This window comes from Pantoea sp. UBA5035 (assembly GCF_002415245.1).
In the GTDB taxonomy this organism is placed as follows: Bacteria; Pseudomonadota; Gammaproteobacteria; order Enterobacterales; family Enterobacteriaceae; genus Pantoea; species Pantoea septica.
Map to the genome: position 1 here is coordinate 14,751 of NZ_DICD01000008.1, position 17,204 is coordinate 31,954.

The 17,204-nt window shown below is 61.0% G+C and carries 14 protein-coding genes; 1 reads left to right on the forward strand and 13 read right to left on the reverse strand.

Annotated elements, in window-relative coordinates; all coding sequences use genetic code 11:
• Positions 1-79 precede the first annotated feature (79 nt).
• The 5 genes from phoH to putP all read right to left on the reverse strand — a co-directional run bounded on the left by phoH (position 80) and on the right by putP (position 6,273).
• Complete coding sequence (gene phoH / locus B3229_RS04920) at positions 80-868, reverse strand: phosphate starvation-inducible protein PhoH (RefSeq protein ID WP_048785246.1); 789 nt, start codon at positions 866-868, stop codon at positions 80-82.
• Positions 869-1,373: 505 nt separating this feature from the next.
• A complete protein-coding gene (gene efeB, locus B3229_RS04925) occupies positions 1,374-2,648 on the reverse strand; it encodes an iron uptake transporter deferrochelatase/peroxidase subunit (RefSeq protein ID WP_286869912.1) in 1,275 nt (424 codons plus the stop codon).
• A 1-nt stretch (position 2,649) separates the two neighbouring features.
• Entirely contained in the window at positions 2,650-3,771 is a 1,122-nt protein-coding gene (gene efeO / locus B3229_RS04930; RefSeq protein ID WP_277269464.1) for an iron uptake system protein EfeO, read from the reverse strand.
• Positions 3,772-3,775: 4 nt separating this feature from the next.
• Positions 3,776-4,609, reverse strand: coding sequence for an iron uptake transporter permease EfeU (gene efeU, locus B3229_RS04935; protein ID WP_048785122.1), 834 nt, complete (start codon positions 4,607-4,609; stop codon positions 3,776-3,778).
• Between the two features lie 179 nt (positions 4,610-4,788).
• Entirely contained in the window at positions 4,789-6,273 is a 1,485-nt protein-coding gene (putP, locus tag B3229_RS04940) for a sodium/proline symporter PutP (protein ID WP_286869916.1), read from the reverse strand.
• 451 nt (positions 6,274-6,724) lie between these two features.
• On the opposite strand from putP, the gene putA reads away from it, so the two are divergent.
• Positions 6,725-10,675, forward strand: a complete 3,951-nt coding sequence (putA, locus tag B3229_RS04945) for a trifunctional transcriptional regulator/proline dehydrogenase/L-glutamate gamma-semialdehyde dehydrogenase (protein ID WP_286869919.1) — start codon at positions 6,725-6,727, stop codon at positions 10,673-10,675.
• Between the two features lie 108 nt (positions 10,676-10,783).
• On the opposite strand, the gene B3229_RS04950 is transcribed toward putA, so the two are convergent.
• The 8 genes from B3229_RS04950 to hinT form a co-directional block, all read right to left on the reverse strand.
• Entirely contained in the window at positions 10,784-11,326 is a 543-nt protein-coding gene (locus B3229_RS04950; RefSeq protein ID WP_033750889.1) for a glycine zipper 2TM domain-containing protein, read from the reverse strand.
• A gap of 293 nt (positions 11,327-11,619) precedes the next feature.
• Complete coding sequence (locus B3229_RS04955) at positions 11,620-12,924, reverse strand: NAD(P)/FAD-dependent oxidoreductase (protein ID WP_096072946.1); 1,305 nt, start codon at positions 12,922-12,924, stop codon at positions 11,620-11,622.
• 210 nt (positions 12,925-13,134) lie between these two features.
• Entirely contained in the window at positions 13,135-13,677 is a 543-nt protein-coding gene (gene ycfP / locus B3229_RS04960) for an alpha/beta hydrolase YcfP (RefSeq protein ID WP_048785115.1), read from the reverse strand.
• Positions 13,678-13,713: 36 nt separating this feature from the next.
• A complete protein-coding gene (gene nagZ, locus B3229_RS04965; RefSeq protein ID WP_286869925.1) occupies positions 13,714-14,757 on the reverse strand; it encodes a beta-N-acetylhexosaminidase in 1,044 nt (347 codons plus the stop codon).
• Positions 14,758-14,792: 35 nt separating this feature from the next.
• Positions 14,793-15,605 (reverse strand): thiamine kinase, encoded by an 813-nt coding sequence (gene thiK / locus B3229_RS04970; protein ID WP_410477771.1) that lies wholly within the window; start codon positions 15,603-15,605, stop codon positions 14,793-14,795.
• Positions 15,592-16,197, reverse strand: a complete 606-nt coding sequence (lpoB, locus tag B3229_RS04975; RefSeq protein ID WP_048785110.1) for a penicillin-binding protein activator LpoB — start codon at positions 16,195-16,197, stop codon at positions 15,592-15,594. Before lpoB ends, thiK begins: the two co-directional genes overlap by 14 nt.
• Positions 16,198-16,207: 10 nt before the next feature.
• Complete coding sequence (locus B3229_RS04980; RefSeq protein ID WP_033750903.1) at positions 16,208-16,576, reverse strand: YcfL family protein; 369 nt, start codon at positions 16,574-16,576, stop codon at positions 16,208-16,210.
• Between the two features lie 21 nt (positions 16,577-16,597).
• Positions 16,598-16,948: a purine nucleoside phosphoramidase gene (hinT, locus tag B3229_RS04985; protein ID WP_033750906.1), complete on the reverse strand. Its 351-nt coding sequence runs from the start codon at positions 16,946-16,948 to the stop codon at positions 16,598-16,600.
• Positions 16,949-17,204 lie beyond the last annotated feature (256 nt).

Here is a 17,204-nt window from a genome sequence, read left to right on the forward strand (position 1 = left end):
GTGCCATTTGGAAATGTCACCCATAAAAAAACCCGGCTTGCGCCGGGTTTTGCTTGCTACACAGACTTACTCAAATCAATCAACCATACGCATGCAGCGTGTGCTGACAGAGCGCCGAACGCACGCAGTCATCTTTGCCGAAGCGTACAATACCGACCATCTCGTCCTCTTCGAACCGCGCCAGCGCGTCCGCGAGACCGGAAGGCACCCCAGCGGGCAAGTCGCACTGGGTAATATCGCCGTTAACAATCACCGTGACGTTTTCGCCAAGGCGCGTCAGGAACATCTTCATCTGGGCCGCGGTCACGTTTTGCGCCTCATCGAGGATCACCACCGCGTTTTCAAAGGTACGACCGCGCATATAGGCGAAAGGCGCGATTTCCACCTTGCCGATTTCGGGTCGCAGACAGTACTGCATAAAGGAAGCGCCAAGACGTTTAACCAGAACGTCGTAGACCGGCCGGAAGTACGGAGCGAATTTTTCTGAGATATCCCCTGGCAGGAATCCCAGATCTTCATCGGCCTGTAGCACCGGACGTGTGACGATAATCCTGTCGATATCCTTATGTATCAGGGCCTCTGCCGCTTTCGCGGCGCTGATCCAGGTTTTACCGCATCCAGCTTCGCCGGTTGCAAAGATCAGCTGCTTCGATTCTATGGCCTGGAGATAGTGCGCCTGAGCATCGTTCCTGGCGGCGATCGGCGAACGGTCGCGCACATCGCGCGCCATACCGATTGCATCCAGCCCACCCATCTGCACCAGCGAAGTGACCGATTCTTCTTCGCGCTGACGATGACTGCGAGAGTCACTACGAAGCACCCTTCTGGCTTCACGACGCGCTTTGATCACTGCTTTCTGTCTTCCCATAGTCGCACCTTACAGTTGGTTTCATTTCCCGCGTTGGGCCGCTGCCCGCCACGATTAACTGAACGCTTTAGAGGTTTGATTGGCTTCCTTTCGAGCCATGACGTACCGTTGATAAAGATGTGTCGCCGCACCGAGGCGCAAAGGCACACCGGTAAAATCGAAGATAGAGAAACAATTTGATAAAGAAGAAGAGGCTGTCGAAGGCGCGCATGCCCTCGCTGAAGAGTGTGGAACCTGAGGTAAAGCTGTCTGTCCTGTAAAGGACCTTCCCATGCGCGACTCCAGTCTGCGATACAACACGCTTATCCATTAAACTGCACTAATTTTAACAGAGTTGGCAACATTAATTTTACGACCATCCCCAGAATTCAGAAATAACAGCAGCCGGCAGGCAGGCGAAAAAAAGCTTTCTTATAGCAATCAAAGGATTAGATTTTCAGGCGGGAAACAAATATTTTGCACGGCGCGCCGAAACCGCGCCGCCGATGCGGCGGCGCAGGTGTCGTCAGGCTTCCAGCAGCGGCTGCGCCAGATAGTGCTTAGCGTCGGGAACGCCCGGCAAAACAAAGAAGTAGCCGCCGCCGATGGGACGTACATACTCTTCCAGCGCTTCGCCGTTAAGCCGCTTCTGTACCGTGATAAAGCCTTTTTCCAGGTCGTGCTGATAGCAGACGAACAGCAGTCCCATATCGAGCTGCCCTGATGCGGTAGTGCCCGCCGAATAGCTGTATCCGCGGCGCAGCATCAGGCTGCTCTCTGTTTCGGGCGTGCGCGGATTGGCGAGGCGGATATGGGCGTCGAGCGCGATAACCTCGCCCTCCGGATCTTTCGTATAATCCGGCACGTCACGCTCGTGCTGCATGCCCAGCGGCGCGCCGCTCAGCTTGTCGCGGCCGAAGATGGCCTGCTGCTCGCCGAGCGGGGTGCGGTCCCACATCTCAACGCGGAAACGGATAATCCGCGCCGCCTGATAGCAGCCGCGGCGCGTCCATGCCGGCTCGTCCTGATCGGCCGTCACCCACAGCAGCTTATCCATCAGCGGCTTATCCTGCGTGTCGGGATTGGCCGTGCCGTCCTTGAAGCCCAGCAGGTTGATGGGCGTCTCTTTCCCCTGGCTGCGCGCGGCGTGATCGGCGATAAAGCCTTCGCGCCGCCAGCGCACGCCCAGCAGATCGGGCGTGTATTTCACGATATCGCGCAGCGCGTGGATCACCGTGTCCTGGGTGTTGGCGCAGATCTGCAGCAGCAGATCGCCATGGCACTGGGCGGCATCCAGCGAATCGTTGGGAAAGCGCGTCATGCTTTGCAGCTTCTTCGGCTTCAGCGTCTGCAGGCCAAAACGCTCGTCGAACAGCGACGCGCCTACCGAAACCGTCATCGTCAGATTGTCCGGCGCGATCTCCGCGCCCAGAATGCCTGAATCCATCGGCGGCAGCTTAGGATTGGTCACCGCCGGCGCCGGACCGCCGCTGGTCAGAAAGGCGATGCGCGCGGTGAGCAGCTGAAACAAGCGCACCAGATCGGCCTTATCGCTGGCCAGCACGTCGAAGGCGACCAGCATCATCGACGCCTGCTGCGGCGTGGTGATGCCCGCCTGATGCTCTCCATAGAAGGGTTGCACCTGGCGTCGCGCGTCGGGCGCAACCGTACCGGGAGAAAAGCTGTCGGCCGCCGCGTGGAACGGGCAGCCGCCGCTCAGGGCGGCCGCGCCGCCCAACAGCCCCAGCCCTTTTAACAGGCGTCGCCTTGCAGGCTGCGCCTCATCCTGTTGACGACTCATATCAATCGAGACCTAAAGTACCGCGCAGTAAAGAGAGATCTTCCGCCAGCGCGGTAACCGGGCCTTTCAGCGCATTGCGATCCGCGCTGGTGAGCTTCTCGTAGGAGGCGAAGCCCTCTCCTTCGCGATACTTGCCCAGAATGGCATCGACTTTTTTGAAGTTGCCGTCGACTTTCGCCAGCAGCTGCGGATTCGCCTGCTGCAGCTGTGGACGAAGCAGATCGACAATCTTTTGCGCGCCGTCGATGTTCGCCTGGAAATCCCACAGGTCGGTGCGGCTGTAGCGATCTTCTTCGCCGGAGATTTTACTGGAGGCGACCTCTTCGATCAGGCCGGCCGCGCCGCCGACCACTTTCACCGGCGGAAACGCCAGCTCGCTGATGCGAGTCTGCAGATCCTGCACGTCGCGGTTGAGCTGAGTAGCGTAGCCCTCCATGCCTTTGGTGCTGTTATCGCTGAACAGCGCTTTCTCCAGGCGGTGGAAACCGGTGAATTTCGGATCTTCCGCTTTCTTCTCGTAATCGTCTTCGCGCGCGTCGATGCTGCCGTCAAGATCGGAGAAAAGCTCGGCGATCGGCTCGATACGCTCGTAGTGCTGACGGGTCGGCGCATAGAGCGCTCTCGCTTTCTCGATATCGCCCGCTTTCACCGCATGGGTAAAGGCTTCGGTGCTCGCCACCAGCTGCGCCACTTCCTGCGTCACGTAAGCTTTATAGGCGGTGATGGGACCGGCCAGTGCCAGCACGTCGGGTTTGCCCGCTTTCGCGGCTGGCGACGCCTCGCCCTGCACGATGAGTTTGCCTTTCGGATTACTCAGCAGGCCGCAGGTCATCTCATACTCGCCCGGCTCAAGGTTAGCGGTGAGCTTCTGGCTGAAGCCCGGCGCGATATTTTCGCGCTCTTCCACCACCAGCACGCCTTTCAAAATCTCCCACTCCAGCGCTTTCTGACTGTTGTTCTTGATCAGAAACTGAGTTTTGCCTGGCTTGACCGTCAGCTGCATCGGTTCGCACTGGGTATCCGTCACGCTGACGGCGACCTGCGGAATATCGGCGGCCGCAGCGGTTCCCGTCAGCGCCAGCAGCGAAGCCAGCAGGGTTTTGCGGCGAAAGCGAATCATCATAGAGTTATCCCTGTTTAGTCGAGAGTTGGCGCGCCGGACGCGCCGGCAGTAAAAACAGCAGCAGCGCCGGAATAAGATAGAGAAAATAGGCCGCCACTTCGCTGACGCTCGGCGTCTCCTGATAGCCCAGCACGCCCTCAAGCAGCGTGCCCGCCAGCGAATGGGTGGAGAGCACGTTGCTCAGGTCGAAAGCGACCGTCTGAAAATGGTTCCACAGGCCCGCCTCATGAAAGGCGCGCACAGCGCCTGCCGCCAGCCCGGCGGCGACGAACAGAATAAACAGGCTGCTCCAGCGGAAGAAGTGCGCCATATTCAGGCGCACGCCGCCCCAGTAGAGCAGCATGCCCAGCACCACCGCCGTCGCCAGTCCGAGCACGGCGCCCACCGGCGGCGCGTAGCCGACATCCTGGGTAAAGGCCGCCAGCAGAAAGAACACCGACTCCAGCCCTTCACGCGCCACGGCGAGAAACACCATCAGCACCAGCGCCAGCCCGCCGCGTCCGCTCTGATTCAGCGCCTGATCGACCGCCTGCTCAAGCTGCACGCGCATATTGCGCGCCACTTTGCGCATCCAGAACACCATCGAGGTCAGGATCGCCACCGCGACCACGGCAACGATGCCCTCGAACAGCTCCTGCTGCTTCTGCGGGAATTCGCCGGTGGTCTGGTTGATGATGATGCCGAGCGCGAGACAGAGCGCCGCCGCGATAAATACGCCCGCCCACAGCGCGGGAAACCAGCGGGTACGGCCGGTACGCTTCAGATAGCTGGCGATCAGGCTGACGATCAGCGCCGCTTCCAGGCCTTCGCGCAGCATGATAAGAAAGGGAACAAACATCGCCGACCTCTTGAATGTTAAGCAGCGTCAATCGCAGGTAAAGTTAGGTAAAATGCGAACGATACCGATTATCATTATCGCGGAGGAAAAAACAAGTAATGCAGCGAAATTATTTCTCCAGCTGAAGACGCAAAAAAGCCCGCTCCCATGCGGGAAGCGGGCTTGTATGTTGTAATGAATTATTTAGTCAGGTATTCCGCCTCGGCCGCGTCGAAGCGCTGCTGCGCAGCGGCGGACGGCTCGCGGCCCAGCAGGCTAAAGAGCACAATGGCGATGCTGGAGAAGGCGAAGCCCGGAATGATTTCGTACAGGCCCAGCCAGCCGTACTGTTTCCAGATCAGAACCGTCGCCGCGCCGATCACCATGCCCGCCAGCGCGCCGTTGCGCGTCATGCGCTTCCAGCAGACGCCGAACAGCACCACCGGACCAAAGGCGGCGCCGAAACCGGCCCAGGCGTAGCTTACCAGTCCCAGCACGCGGTTATCCGGGTTCGAGGCAAGGGCGATGGCGATCAGCGCTACCAGCAGCACCATGGCGCGGCCGAACCACACCAGCTCTTTCTGGCTGGCTTTTTTGCGCAGGAAGCCTTTATAGAGATCTTCGGTCAGCGCGCTGGAGCAGACCAGCAGCTGGCAGCTGAGGGTCGACATCACCGCCGCCAGGATGGCCGAGAGCAGAATGCCGGCGATCCACGGGTTAAACAGGATGCGCGCCAGCTCGATAAAGACGCGCTCGCCGTTGCCGCTGACGTTAGCCGCTTGATCCGGGTGATTCTGGAAGTAGGCGATGCCGAAGAAGCCGACCGCCACCGCGCCTGCCAGGCAGAGCACCATCCACGCCATGCCGATGCGGCGCGCGGTGCGGATCGAGCGATGCGAATCCGCCGCCATAAAGCGCGCCAGGATGTGCGGCTGGCCGAAGTAGCCCAGCCCCCAGCCCAGCAGCGAAATCACCGCGACAAAATCGAGCCCTTTCAGCATATTGAGGTTTTCAATGCTTTTCGCCTCAATGACCGCCAGCGAGTCGTCCAGTCCGCCAACGGCGACAATCACGATCACCGGCGTCAGGATCAGCGCGAAAATCATCAGGCTCGCCTGCACGGTATCGGTCCAGCTTACCGCCAGAAAGCCGCCCACCAGCGTATAGAGGATGGTCGCCGCCGCACCGGCCCACAGCGCGGTTTCATAGCTCATGCCAAAGGTGCTTTCAAACAGGCGTGCGCCCGCTACCACGCCCGAGGCGCAATAGATGGTGAAGAAGATCAGGATCACCAGCGCAGAGATGACGCGCAGGATTTTGCTTTTATCTTCAAAGCGGCTGGTAAAGAAATCGGGCAGCGTCAGGGCGTTGTCATGGTGCTCGGTTTGCACGCGCAGACGCCCGGCTACGATCTTCCAGTTTAGCCAGGCGCCGATCGTCAGCCCGATGGCGATCCAGCTTTCCGAAATGCCAGAGAGAAAAATTGCGCCCGGCAGCCCCATCAGCAACCAACCGCTCATATCAGAGGCGCCCGCTGACAGCGCGGTAACAAAACTGCCCAGACTGCGGCCGCCCAGAATGTAATCGTCGAAGTTTTTGGTGGAACGGTAGGCGATGAAGCCTATCAGCACCATCCCAAGGATATAAATTACAAAAGTCACCAGCATCGGTGTGCTTACACTCATTCGTCTCTCCACTTTATAGTTGATTTCCCGAGAGAAACCGCACGCTGTGGCCGCGTCGGAACGGGACGGGGCCGCAGGTTTTTTCCAGATTCAGGCGCCTGCTCTTTCCTGAGGCGCGGTATCCTGCCGGAAAGGCGCGATGCGCACAATGGATTTAACACAGGCATTACAGCGATTTCACCTGTTAATCACTAAATTTTGTTAACAGGTTGCACTCGCTCACAGTTCCACAGTTGCACCCCGGTAAACCGCCGACAGTGCAGTGAGTTAGCGTCGCGCAATTGTGGCGAGATTCTTGCAGCAAGTTCCATGCCGCCTTTTGTAGCGTTAACAAATTAATCATTAAAAAGGCTGTTAAGCAGGTCACACTTAACACGGTTGCACAAAGTTGCAACATCAGAGATAGTGCTGGCCACGCAGTGTGAGAGTTAAAGACAGGAGCAGACAGGTCATGGGCACGACAACGATGGGGGTGAAGCTGGATGAGGCCACCCGCGAACGTATTAAACTGGCGGCACAGAAGGTTGACCGCACGCCGCACTGGCTGATTAAGCAGGCGATTTTCAACTACCTCGGCCAGCTGGAGAGCGGCGACGCCCTGCCGGAGGTCCCCATGACGGCGGGCGCGCAGGTAGAGCAGGAAGAGATCGCCCCGGAAGAGACGCATCAGCCCTTCCTCGATTTCGCCGAGCATATTCTGCCGCAGTCGGTGGCGCGCGCCGCGATTACCGCCGCCTGGCGTCGTCCCGAGACCGACGCGGTGCCGATGCTGCTGGAGCAGGCGCGTCTGCCGGCGGCGCTGGCGGAGAAAACCCATCAGCTCGCCTACAGCCTCGCCGACAAGCTGCGGCACCAGAAAGGGGCAACCGGACGCGCCGGCATGGTGCAAAGCCTGCTGCAGGAGTTCTCGCTCTCCTCTCAGGAGGGCGTAGCGCTGATGTGCCTGGCGGAAGCGCTGCTGCGCATTCCCGATAAGCCGACGCGCGACGCGCTGATCCGCGACAAAATCAGCAACGGCAACTGGCAGTCGCATCTGGGCCGCAGCCCTTCCCTGTTCGTTAACGCCGCCACCTGGGGTCTGCTGTTTACCGGACGTCTGGTCTCTACGCACAACGAAGCTAATCTGTCGCGCTCGCTGAACCGTATTATCGGCAAGAGCGGCGAGCCGCTGGTGCGCAAAGGCGTCGATATGGCGATGCGCCTGATGGGCGAACAGTTTGTTACCGGCGAAACCATCGCCGAGGCGCTGGCCAACGCGCGCAAGCTGGAAGAGAAAGGCTTCCGCTACTCCTACGATATGCTGGGCGAAGCGGCGCTGACCGCCAGCGACGCCAAAGCCTACCTGGTCTCCTACCAGCAGGCGATCCACGCTATCGGCAAAGCCTCTAACGGCCGCGGCATTTATGAAGGCCCCGGCATCTCGATCAAGCTTTCCGCCCTGCACCCGCGCTACAGCCGCGCGCAGTACGATCGCGTGATGGAGGAGCTCTACCCTATTCTGAAATCTCTGACGCTGCTGGCGCGCTCTTACGACATCGGCATCAATATCGACGCCGAAGAGGCGGATCGCCTCGAGCTGTCGCTCGATCTGCTGGAGAAGCTCTGCTTTGAGCCGGAGCTGGAGGGCTGGAACGGCATCGGCTTCGTGATCCAGGCCTATATGAAGCGTTGCCCGTTCGTGATCGACTCGCTGATCGATCTGGCGCAGCGCAGCCGTCGCCGCCTGATGATCCGCCTGGTGAAAGGCGCCTACTGGGACAGCGAAATCAAACGCGCCCAGGTGGAAGGCCTCGAAGGCTATCCGGTCTATACCCGCAAGGTCTACACCGACATCTCTTACCTCGCCTGCGCGCGCAAGCTGCTGGCGGTGCCAAACCTGATCTATCCGCAGTTCGCTACTCACAACGCCCATACGCTGGCGGCCATCTATCAGCTGGCGGGCAATAACTACTATCCGGGCCAGTATGAGTTCCAGTGCCTGCACGGCATGGGCGAACCGCTCTATGAGCAGGTGGTCGGTAAAGTGGCGGACGGCAAGCTCAATCGTCCGTGCCGCATCTATGCGCCGGTGGGCACTCATGAAACCCTGCTCGCCTACCTGGTGCGTCGCCTGCTGGAAAACGGCGCCAATACCTCTTTCGTTAACCGTATCGCCGATACCTCGCTGCCGATTGACGAGCTGGTGGCCGATCCGGTGGCGGCAGTGGAAAAACTGGGCGCGAGCGAAGGGGCGATTGGCCTGCCGCATCCGAAGATCCCGCTGCCGCGCGATCTCTACGGCGCGGGACGCAGCAACTCGGCGGGCATCGATATGGCCAACGAACATCGTCTGGCGTCGCTCTCCAGCGCCCTGCTGAGCAGCGCCGCGCAGCCCTGGCTGGCGCAGCCGATTATCGACGGCGAGCTGGGCGACGGCGAAACCCGTCCGGTCATCAATCCGGCCGCGCCGGGCGATATCGTCGGCCAGGTGCGCGAAGCCAGCGAAGCGGAAGTGTCGCTGGCGCTGGATGCGGCGGTGAACGCCGGACCAATCTGGTTTGCGACGCCGCCGGACGAGCGCGCGGCGATCCTCGATCGCGCCGCGCAGTATATGGAAGACGGCATGCAGCAGCTGATCGGCATTCTGGTGCGCGAAGCGGGCAAGACCTATAACAACGCCATCGCCGAAGTGCGCGAAGCGGTTGATTTCCTGCGCTACTACGCCGGCATGGTGCGTGACGATTTCGATAATGAAACGCACCGCCCGCTTGGCCCGGTGGTCTGCATCAGCCCGTGGAACTTCCCGCTGGCGATCTTTACCGGCCAGATCGCGGCCGCGCTGGCGGCTGGCAACAGCGTGCTGGCCAAACCGGCGGAACAGACTCCGCTGATCGCCGCGCAGGCGGTGCGCATCCTGCTGGATGCTGGCGTGCCTGCGGGCGTGCTGCAACTGCTGCCGGGCGACGGCGAAACCGTCGGCGCCCAGCTGACGCGCGACCCGCGCGTGCGCGGCGTGATGTTTACCGGCTCTACCGCCGTGGCGACGCTGCTGCAGCGCAACCTGGCCGGCCGTCTCGATCCGCAGGGCCGTCCGACGCCGCTGATCGCCGAAACCGGCGGTCTGAACGCGATGATCGTCGACTCTTCCGCGCTGACCGAACAGGTGGTGGTCGATATTCTCGCCTCGGCGTTCGACAGCGCCGGACAGCGCTGTTCGGCGCTGCGTCTGCTCTGCATCCAGGAGGATGTGGCGGATCACACCCTGAAAATGCTGCGCGGCGCGATGGCCGAATGCCGCATGGGCAATCCGGAGCGTCTCTCTACCGATATCGGCCCGGTGATCGATGCCGAGGCGAAGGCCAATATCGAGCGTCATATCCAGGCGATGCGCAACAAAGGCAATGCTGTCTACCAGGCGGTGCAGGAGCATCCGCAGGATCGCGCGGAGTGGCAAAGCGGCACCTTTATCAAGCCGACGCTGATCGAGCTCGATCAGGTCAGCGATCTCGATAAAGAGATCTTCGGCCCGGTGCTGCACGTGGTGCGCTTCGCGCGCAGCGCGCTGCCGCAGCTGATCGACCAGATCAACGCCGCCGGCTACGGTCTGACGCTGGGCGTGCATACCCGCATCGATGAAACCATCGCGCAGGTCACCGCCAGCGCTAAAGTCGGCAACCTCTACGTTAACCGCAATATGGTGGGCGCCGTGGTCGGCGTGCAGCCGTTCGGCGGCGAGGGACTCTCCGGTACCGGCCCGAAAGCGGGCGGTCCGCTCTATCTCTACCGTCTGCTGGCCAGCCGCCCGGAAACGGCGCTCAGCGCTACCTTTGAACGCCAGGACGCCGAGCGTCCAGCGGACGGCACGCTGCGCGAGGCGCTGCTGGAGCCGCATAAAGCCCTGACGGCCTGGGCGCAGCAGGACAAACCGGAGCTGGCCGCGATCTGTCAGCGCTACGCCACGCTGGCGCAGGCGGGCACCGTGCGGCTGCTGACCGGTCCAACCGGCGAGCGCAACACCTTCTCGCTGCTGCCGCGCGAACGCGTGCTCTGCCTCGCCGATAACGAGCAGGACGCGCTGGTGCAGCTGGCAGCGGTGACCAGCGTCGGCAGTCAGGCGCTCTGGCCGGACGATGAGCTGCACCGCACGCTGCGCCAGGCGCTGCCGCAGGCGGTACAGGCGCGCATCGCGCTGGCGAAAGATCTGTTTGCCACCCACTTCGACGCGGTGATCTACCACGGCGACGCCGATCAGCTGCGCACGCTGTGCGAGCAGATCGCGGCGCGAGACGGCGCGATTGTGTCGGTGCAGGGCTTCGCCCGCGGCGATACGCAGCTGCTGCTGGAGCGTCTGCTGATTGAGCGCTCGCTGAGCGTCAACACCGCGGCGGCCGGCGGCAACGCCAGCCTGATGACCATAGGTTGATCGCTCTCGCAGGCGAGTGAGACGGCTCGAAGAGCGCCGCTAAAAAAAAGGCACATCGCAAGATGTGCCTTTTTACTATGTGTGTGCTGTGTGGGAATCTTTGCCCAGTTAAGCCTGATTGCTGTTCAGGATGAGCTGGCCGTTACGGTCCAGCGGGATGCGGGTGCCAGGGTCGTTTTCCATGCGGATTTTGCCCTGCTGGTCGCCTATTTTATAGGTCACGTCATAACCCAACATCTTTTCTTGCTTATCGTATACCGTTTTGCAGCGCTGCTCTGAAGTGGTGTAGGTGTCGCGATCCTGCAAACCGCCCTGCACCTGGTTGCCGGCATAGCCGCCCGCCAGTGCGCCTGCGACCGTCGCCACATCGCGTCCCCGTCCGCCGCCGAATTGATGACCCAGCACGCCGCCCGCTACCGCGCCCAGCACCGAACCGGCGATGCGGTTCTCATCCTGTACCGCGCGACGATGGGTCAGCGTTACGTTGCGACATTCCTGACGCGGCTGCTTAATGCTCTCTTTGATTGGCGTCGCTGAAAGCACCTGCGCATACTGCGGACCACGGTCAAATACATCCATGCTGGCAACGGCGGCCACACCCAAAGCTGCTGCAACGCCGATACCGATACCCGCTAACATTGATTTATTCACAGGATTGTCCTCCTGAAGTTGTTACCGTGCATGCGTGCCGCGACGATGTCCCCTGTCGCTATGGCACAGAACGGCGTGCACGACCCGCCGTATCGTTGCAGGAAGTTTTGCAGATGGCCCGAAATTGCAACATCAGATTAATGGAGGAAAACGCACCGGAAGCGGATCAGGACCAGCTTTTCGGAGAGTTCTGAGCAAGGCAGACAACAGGCGTTTAATTAATTTGTGTTATGTGTCAGCAGTTTAACCAGCGCCTGAGAAAAGAAAAGGCGGCTTGCGCCGCCTGGGAATCATTAGTGCAGCTTGAGGCGCGGACGGATCACGCGGTTAAGGCTGCCTACCAGCATCATCAGGCCGGTCTTGAAATAGCCGTGGAGCGCAATCTGATGCATACGATATAAAGAGATGTAGACAAAGCGCGCGATGCGGCCCTCTACCATCATGGAGCCGCGCATCAGGTTGCCCATCAGGCTGCCCACGGTACTGAAGCGCGACAGCGATACCAGCGAGCCGTGATCTTTATAGACGTAGGCCTTCAGCGGCTTGCCGCTACGCTGGGCGAGGATATTCTCCATCGCGCGCGATGCCATCTGATGCGCCGACTGGGCGCGCGGCGGCACGAAGCCGCCCGACGGCAGCGCGCAGGAGGCGCAGTCGCCGATGGCGTAGATATCGTCGTCCAGCGTGGTTTGCAGCGTCTCTTTCACCACCAGCTGGTTGATGCGGTTGGTCTCCAGCCCGCCAATCTCTTTCAGGAAGTCCGGCGCTTTAATGCCCGCCGCCCATACCATCAGATCCGCCTCGATAAATTCGCCACCTTTGGTGTGCAGGCCGTTTTTATCGGCGCTGGTCACCATGGTTTGCGTCAGCACGCGCACGCCCAGCTTGGTCAGCTCGCTGTGCGCTGCGGCAGAGATGCGCGGCGGCAGCGCAGGCAGAATACGCTCGCCCGCTTCCACCAGCGTGACGTTGAGCGCTTCGCTGCTCAAACCCTTATAGCCGTAGCTGTGCAGCTGCTTGACCGCGTTGTGCAACTCGGCTGACAGCTCGACGCCGGTCGCCCCGCCGCCGACGATAGCGATATTGACCTTCTCCAGCCGGCCTTCGCTGGCGGAGAATTTCAGGAACTGGTTCAGCATCTCATTGTGGAAACGCTGCGCCTGGTGCGGGTTGTCGAGGAAGATGCAGTGATCTTTCACGCCCGGCGTGCCGAAATCGTTCGAGGTGCTGCCGAGCGCCATCACCAGGGTGTCGTAGGCCACCTCGCGCTGCGGCACCAGCACTTCGCCGTTGTCGTCGCGCATCTCCGCCAGTTCAATGGTTTTGCGCTCGCGATTGATGTTGGTCAGCGAGCCGAGCTGGAACTGGAAGCCATGATTGCGCGCATGCGCCAGATAGCTCAGCGCGTCGATGCCTTCGTCCATCGATCCGGTCGCCACTTCGTGCAGCAGCGGCTTCCACAGGTGGCTGTGGTTGCGATCCACCAGAATAATCTCGGCCTTTTTCTTGCGGCCCAGCTTGTGACCGAGCTGCGTTGCCATCTCCAGCCCGCCCGCGCCGCCACCGACAATAACGATTTTTTTCATGGATGTAGTCAACAAGACCCCCTCAAAATGTGAACCAATAGTTAATCAATGGTTAAATTAAACCTTAATAAACATAGGGTTGGCGAAGTTAAAATCGCTGCTGAGGGCAGAATAGCATGGGCAGGGAAGATGGTCATACCAAAATTGATTTACATCAATTACTCGGCAGATAACTCAGATTATTACGCAAAACGCGCGGGCGCCTGGATGGCGCCCGCATGCTTAACCTAATGTTTTAAAAGCGTTAATGCGTTGAAGATGCGGGGAGATGTTCCTGAACTTATGGCCTTCGTGCTCATCCCAGACAATTTCGTAGAAAGGGTGCAGCGTCTCTGCGCTGCGCTGGCTATCTAACGCCTCGTCGCGGCGAGACAGAAACACCAGGCAGCGATCGCGGTTCTTTTCGCGAAAGTCGCTGACGCATTTGGTGGCGATGTCGAGATACTCTTCCGGCCGGTCGATTTTTCCCTCCATATTTTCGAAGGGAAAGAGATTGGGATTGAAAATCGCCTGGCGAATGCCGCAGAGAAAGCCGATACGCTCCGCCCAGTAGCCGCCCAGCCCGACGCCGCATATCAGCGGCTGGGCGCCGCCGCCGCGCGTCAGCAGCTTGTCGGTCTCTTTCAGCAGGAACTGCATATCGTGTTTAGGGTGGCGGGTGCTGTAGCCGATCATCCTGACGTCAGGATCGATAAACTGCAGCTGCAGCACCTTTTCATGGTTGCCTGGACTGTTGGAATCGAAACCGTGCAGATAGATAATCATGACACTCCTCAGCGTTGTGCGCGCCGGGAGGAGAGATTACTTCCCTGACGCTTTGTGTTCCAGCCAGCGCGCCTGCAGATTGCTCAGCTGCTGCGCGTTCTGCTTCCAGCGCGCGCTCTGCTGCAGGCTCTGGCGGGTAAAGGTTCCCCGATGGTACAGCCGCGGCACGCGTTCGGCACCGATCGCGATCAAATTATCCAGCACGCTGATCGCGCCTGCGCGGTGGTTGCAGACCAGAATCATGTCGCACCCGGCCGACAGCGACTGCTGCGCGCGCTCCGCATAGCTGCCCATGATGGCGGCGCCCTCCATCGACAGATCGTCAGAGAAGATGACGCCGTCAAAGCCCAGCTCTTCCCGCAGCACCCTCTTCAGCCAGTAAGGCGAACCGCTGGCGGGCAGCGGATCCACCTCAGTATAGATAACGTGCGCCGGCATGACCGCATCCAGCGCGCCCTCGTCGAACAGCGCCTGGAAAATCGCCATGTCGTGACGACGCAGCGTCTCCAGATCGCGCGGGTCGCGCGGCGTCTCTTTATGGGAGTCGGCGCTGACCGCGCCGTGGCCGGGGAAGTGCTTGCCGGTGGTTTTCATGCCCGCTTCATGCATGCCGGCAATAAAGCGGCGCGCCATCGCCAGCGCAATCTGCGGATCCTCATGGAAGGAGCGGTCGCCGATCGCCGCGCTGATATGGCCGAGGTCCAGCACCGGCGCGAAGCTGATGTCGATATCCATGGCGATCATCTCCGCCGCCATCTGCCACCCTGCCTGCTGCGCCAGCTCGCCGCCACGTTGCGCATCGTGCAGCGCCGCGAAAGACTGCATTGCGGGCAGCGTGGTGAAGCCGTCGCGGAAGCGCTGGACGCGTCCGCCCTCCTGATCGACCGCTACCACCAGCCGCGAGCGCGACGCGCTGCGGATCTGGCGCACCAGTTCAGCCAGCTGCGCCGGATCGTGGTAGTTGCGCGCGAAAAGGATCACGCCGCCGACGGTAGGATGCCGCAGGATCTCGCGCTCTTCGGCGTCCAGTTCAAAACCTTCGACATCCAGCATCAGCGGGCCGGGAAGTTGTGTCGTCATAATCAGTTCCTGGCGCGGCGCTCTCGCCGCGCGAATTAAATGGTTTGCCAGCTCTGCCGCGCCAGCTGGCGCAGTGCCGCATCGTCGCTCTGCTCGGCGCGCAGCTGATACCAGCTGGCCATCAGCAGCCGCAGCCAGGGCTGCCAGCGCGCAACCTGCCGCGCCAGCGCGGCTGGCGGCAGGCGCGCCGCCTCGGCATAGGCCACCAGCCAGCTCTCTGCCCGTTCAGGATCGGCGGCGCACAGCGCCGCCAGCTCCAGCGCCACGTCGCCATCGGCGGCGTACTCCCAGTCAATCAGGTGCAGCCCTTCCGCATCCGCGATCAGGTTGCCGGCGTGGACATCCATATGCAGCGGCGCCAGCCGCAGCGGCGCGGGTTCGCCCGCACGCGCCAGCCGACGCAGAGCGCGCTGCCAGCCCAGATGCCGCTGTCGGCACAGCTGCCAGTAGCGCAGCAGCAGCGGCAGCAGCTGCAGGCGGTAGCCCGTCGGCGGCTGGCGATGCAGCAGCAGCAGCAGCGCCACCACCTCGTCGCGCCGCTGGTGAAACGCCTGCGGCGACAGCGGTTCCCCCGCGCGCCACGGCAGCAGCAGCAATTGCGCGTCGCCGAGCAACGGGCGCGGCGTCAGGCCGCATGGATGCAGTTTGCGCAGCAGGCGGGCTTCGCGCTGGCGATCGACAAAGGGGATCGGCGGCTGCGGCGCAGGGCGCGCGACAAACGCGCCCTGCCCGCTTTCCAGTTTACTGCTGTGGCCGGTGAGCCCCTGCAGCGGCGCAGTCCTCTCCAGCGCGACGCCCGGCAGCCGTTTTTCTATGCGCGCCAGCAGCAAGGGATCAATTCTGGGCAACACCTTTGCCTGACCAGACGATCTCGCCGGTCTGCACCAGCATCAGCTGCATCTGCAGCGTCGGCGTTTTCACGTCGCCCTGCGCCGTGCTGTAGAGCACATACTGCGCGTTCAGCGTGCGGGCCAGGCCGATCGCCTTGCTGCGCGAGTTCAGGCTGTCGTCCGGCGACAGGCCCAGCGTCTGCTTGGCCTGCGCCAGCTGATCGCTGGTCACCAGCGTAAACTTGCCGTTGTTGGCCAGCGCGTTTTGAATCGCGTCGGTGGCTTTTTCGCTCTGCAGCGCGCCGTTGGTGCTGTTTTTAATGCGATCCACCATCAGCACGCTGCCCGGCGTGACGCCGTTGGCGGAACGCAGCATCTGCGCCACCAGCGGCTGCACGCTGGCGTCCCAGTTAATGGTTTTCAGCTTCGGCGGCTGCGGCACAGGCTGCGTCGGCTCCGGCACGGGCTGCGGCTGCGGCACGGGCTGCGGCTGGGTAGGTTCGGCGGGCTGCGTCGGTTCAACGGGCGCAGGCTGCTGCTGTTTAATTACGCAGCCGGAAAGAATGAGCGCCATCAGGAGCGCTCCGGAACGAGGGAGTCGGCGAATCACTTAACAATCCTCAGAGATAAAGGTAGAGACGAACCTTGCTGGCCGTCAGGTTGCCCATTTGGGAAGCGGCGACAATGCTGCCGTGCGCCGGAACGGTGACCCGCTGCGCCGGTTCGCCCGGCATAATTTCCAGCCCTTTGTCGTCGTACCAGTAATAACGATAGTGGATCACCACCGGCGTCTCGCGCTGATTATAGAGCACGCTGCGCGCGCGCTGCTGCCCATCTTGCTCGTCCACCACCGGCTCGTCGGTGATGATGCCGGCAGAGAGCACAGAGGACTCCATCACCAGCGACTGCGACGTGTCGATCATCGGTTTATCGCTGCTGCAACCTGCCAGAGTCAGCAGGAGCGGCAGGCCTGTCAGCCATTGACGCATAACTCGCTTCCGTATGGAGGATCAGTCGGCCAGCATTGGACCCAGCGGACGTCCGCCGAGTAAATGCATATGAATGTGATAAACCTCCTGCCCGCCGTGACGATTGCAGTTAACGATCAGGCGATAACCGTCTTGATCGATGCCTTCGGCGCGCGCGATTTTCGCGGCGACGGTAAACAGGCGGCCCAACGCCTGCTCGTGGGCGGGCAGCGCGTCGTTAGCGGTGGGGATCAACACGTTGGGGACAATCAAAATATGGGTCGGCGCTTTGGGAGAGATATCGCGAAACGCAGTGACCAGTTCATCCTGATACACCACGTCGGCAGGGATTTCGCGACGGATGATTTTACTGAAAATCGTTTCTTCAGCCATGGTGCATTTCCTTAAGCCTGATGGACAGTCAATCAGTATGCGTGAGGAATTTGTTTTCTTTCAAGCTCAGGACCACTTTTCCCCGATTAACTGCCTGCCTTTGCGCCATTTTCGTCGCTTCTTTTAACTGTGCGTCGCTTCGCAAATTCCCGCCCCGCCTGAAGTTAAAATGAAACGCCGTTTCATAAATTAGAAACGCGCCGCCCTTTTCTTTGCGTCATTGCCAGCCAGGGGCGACGCCTGTCGAAATTGCGAA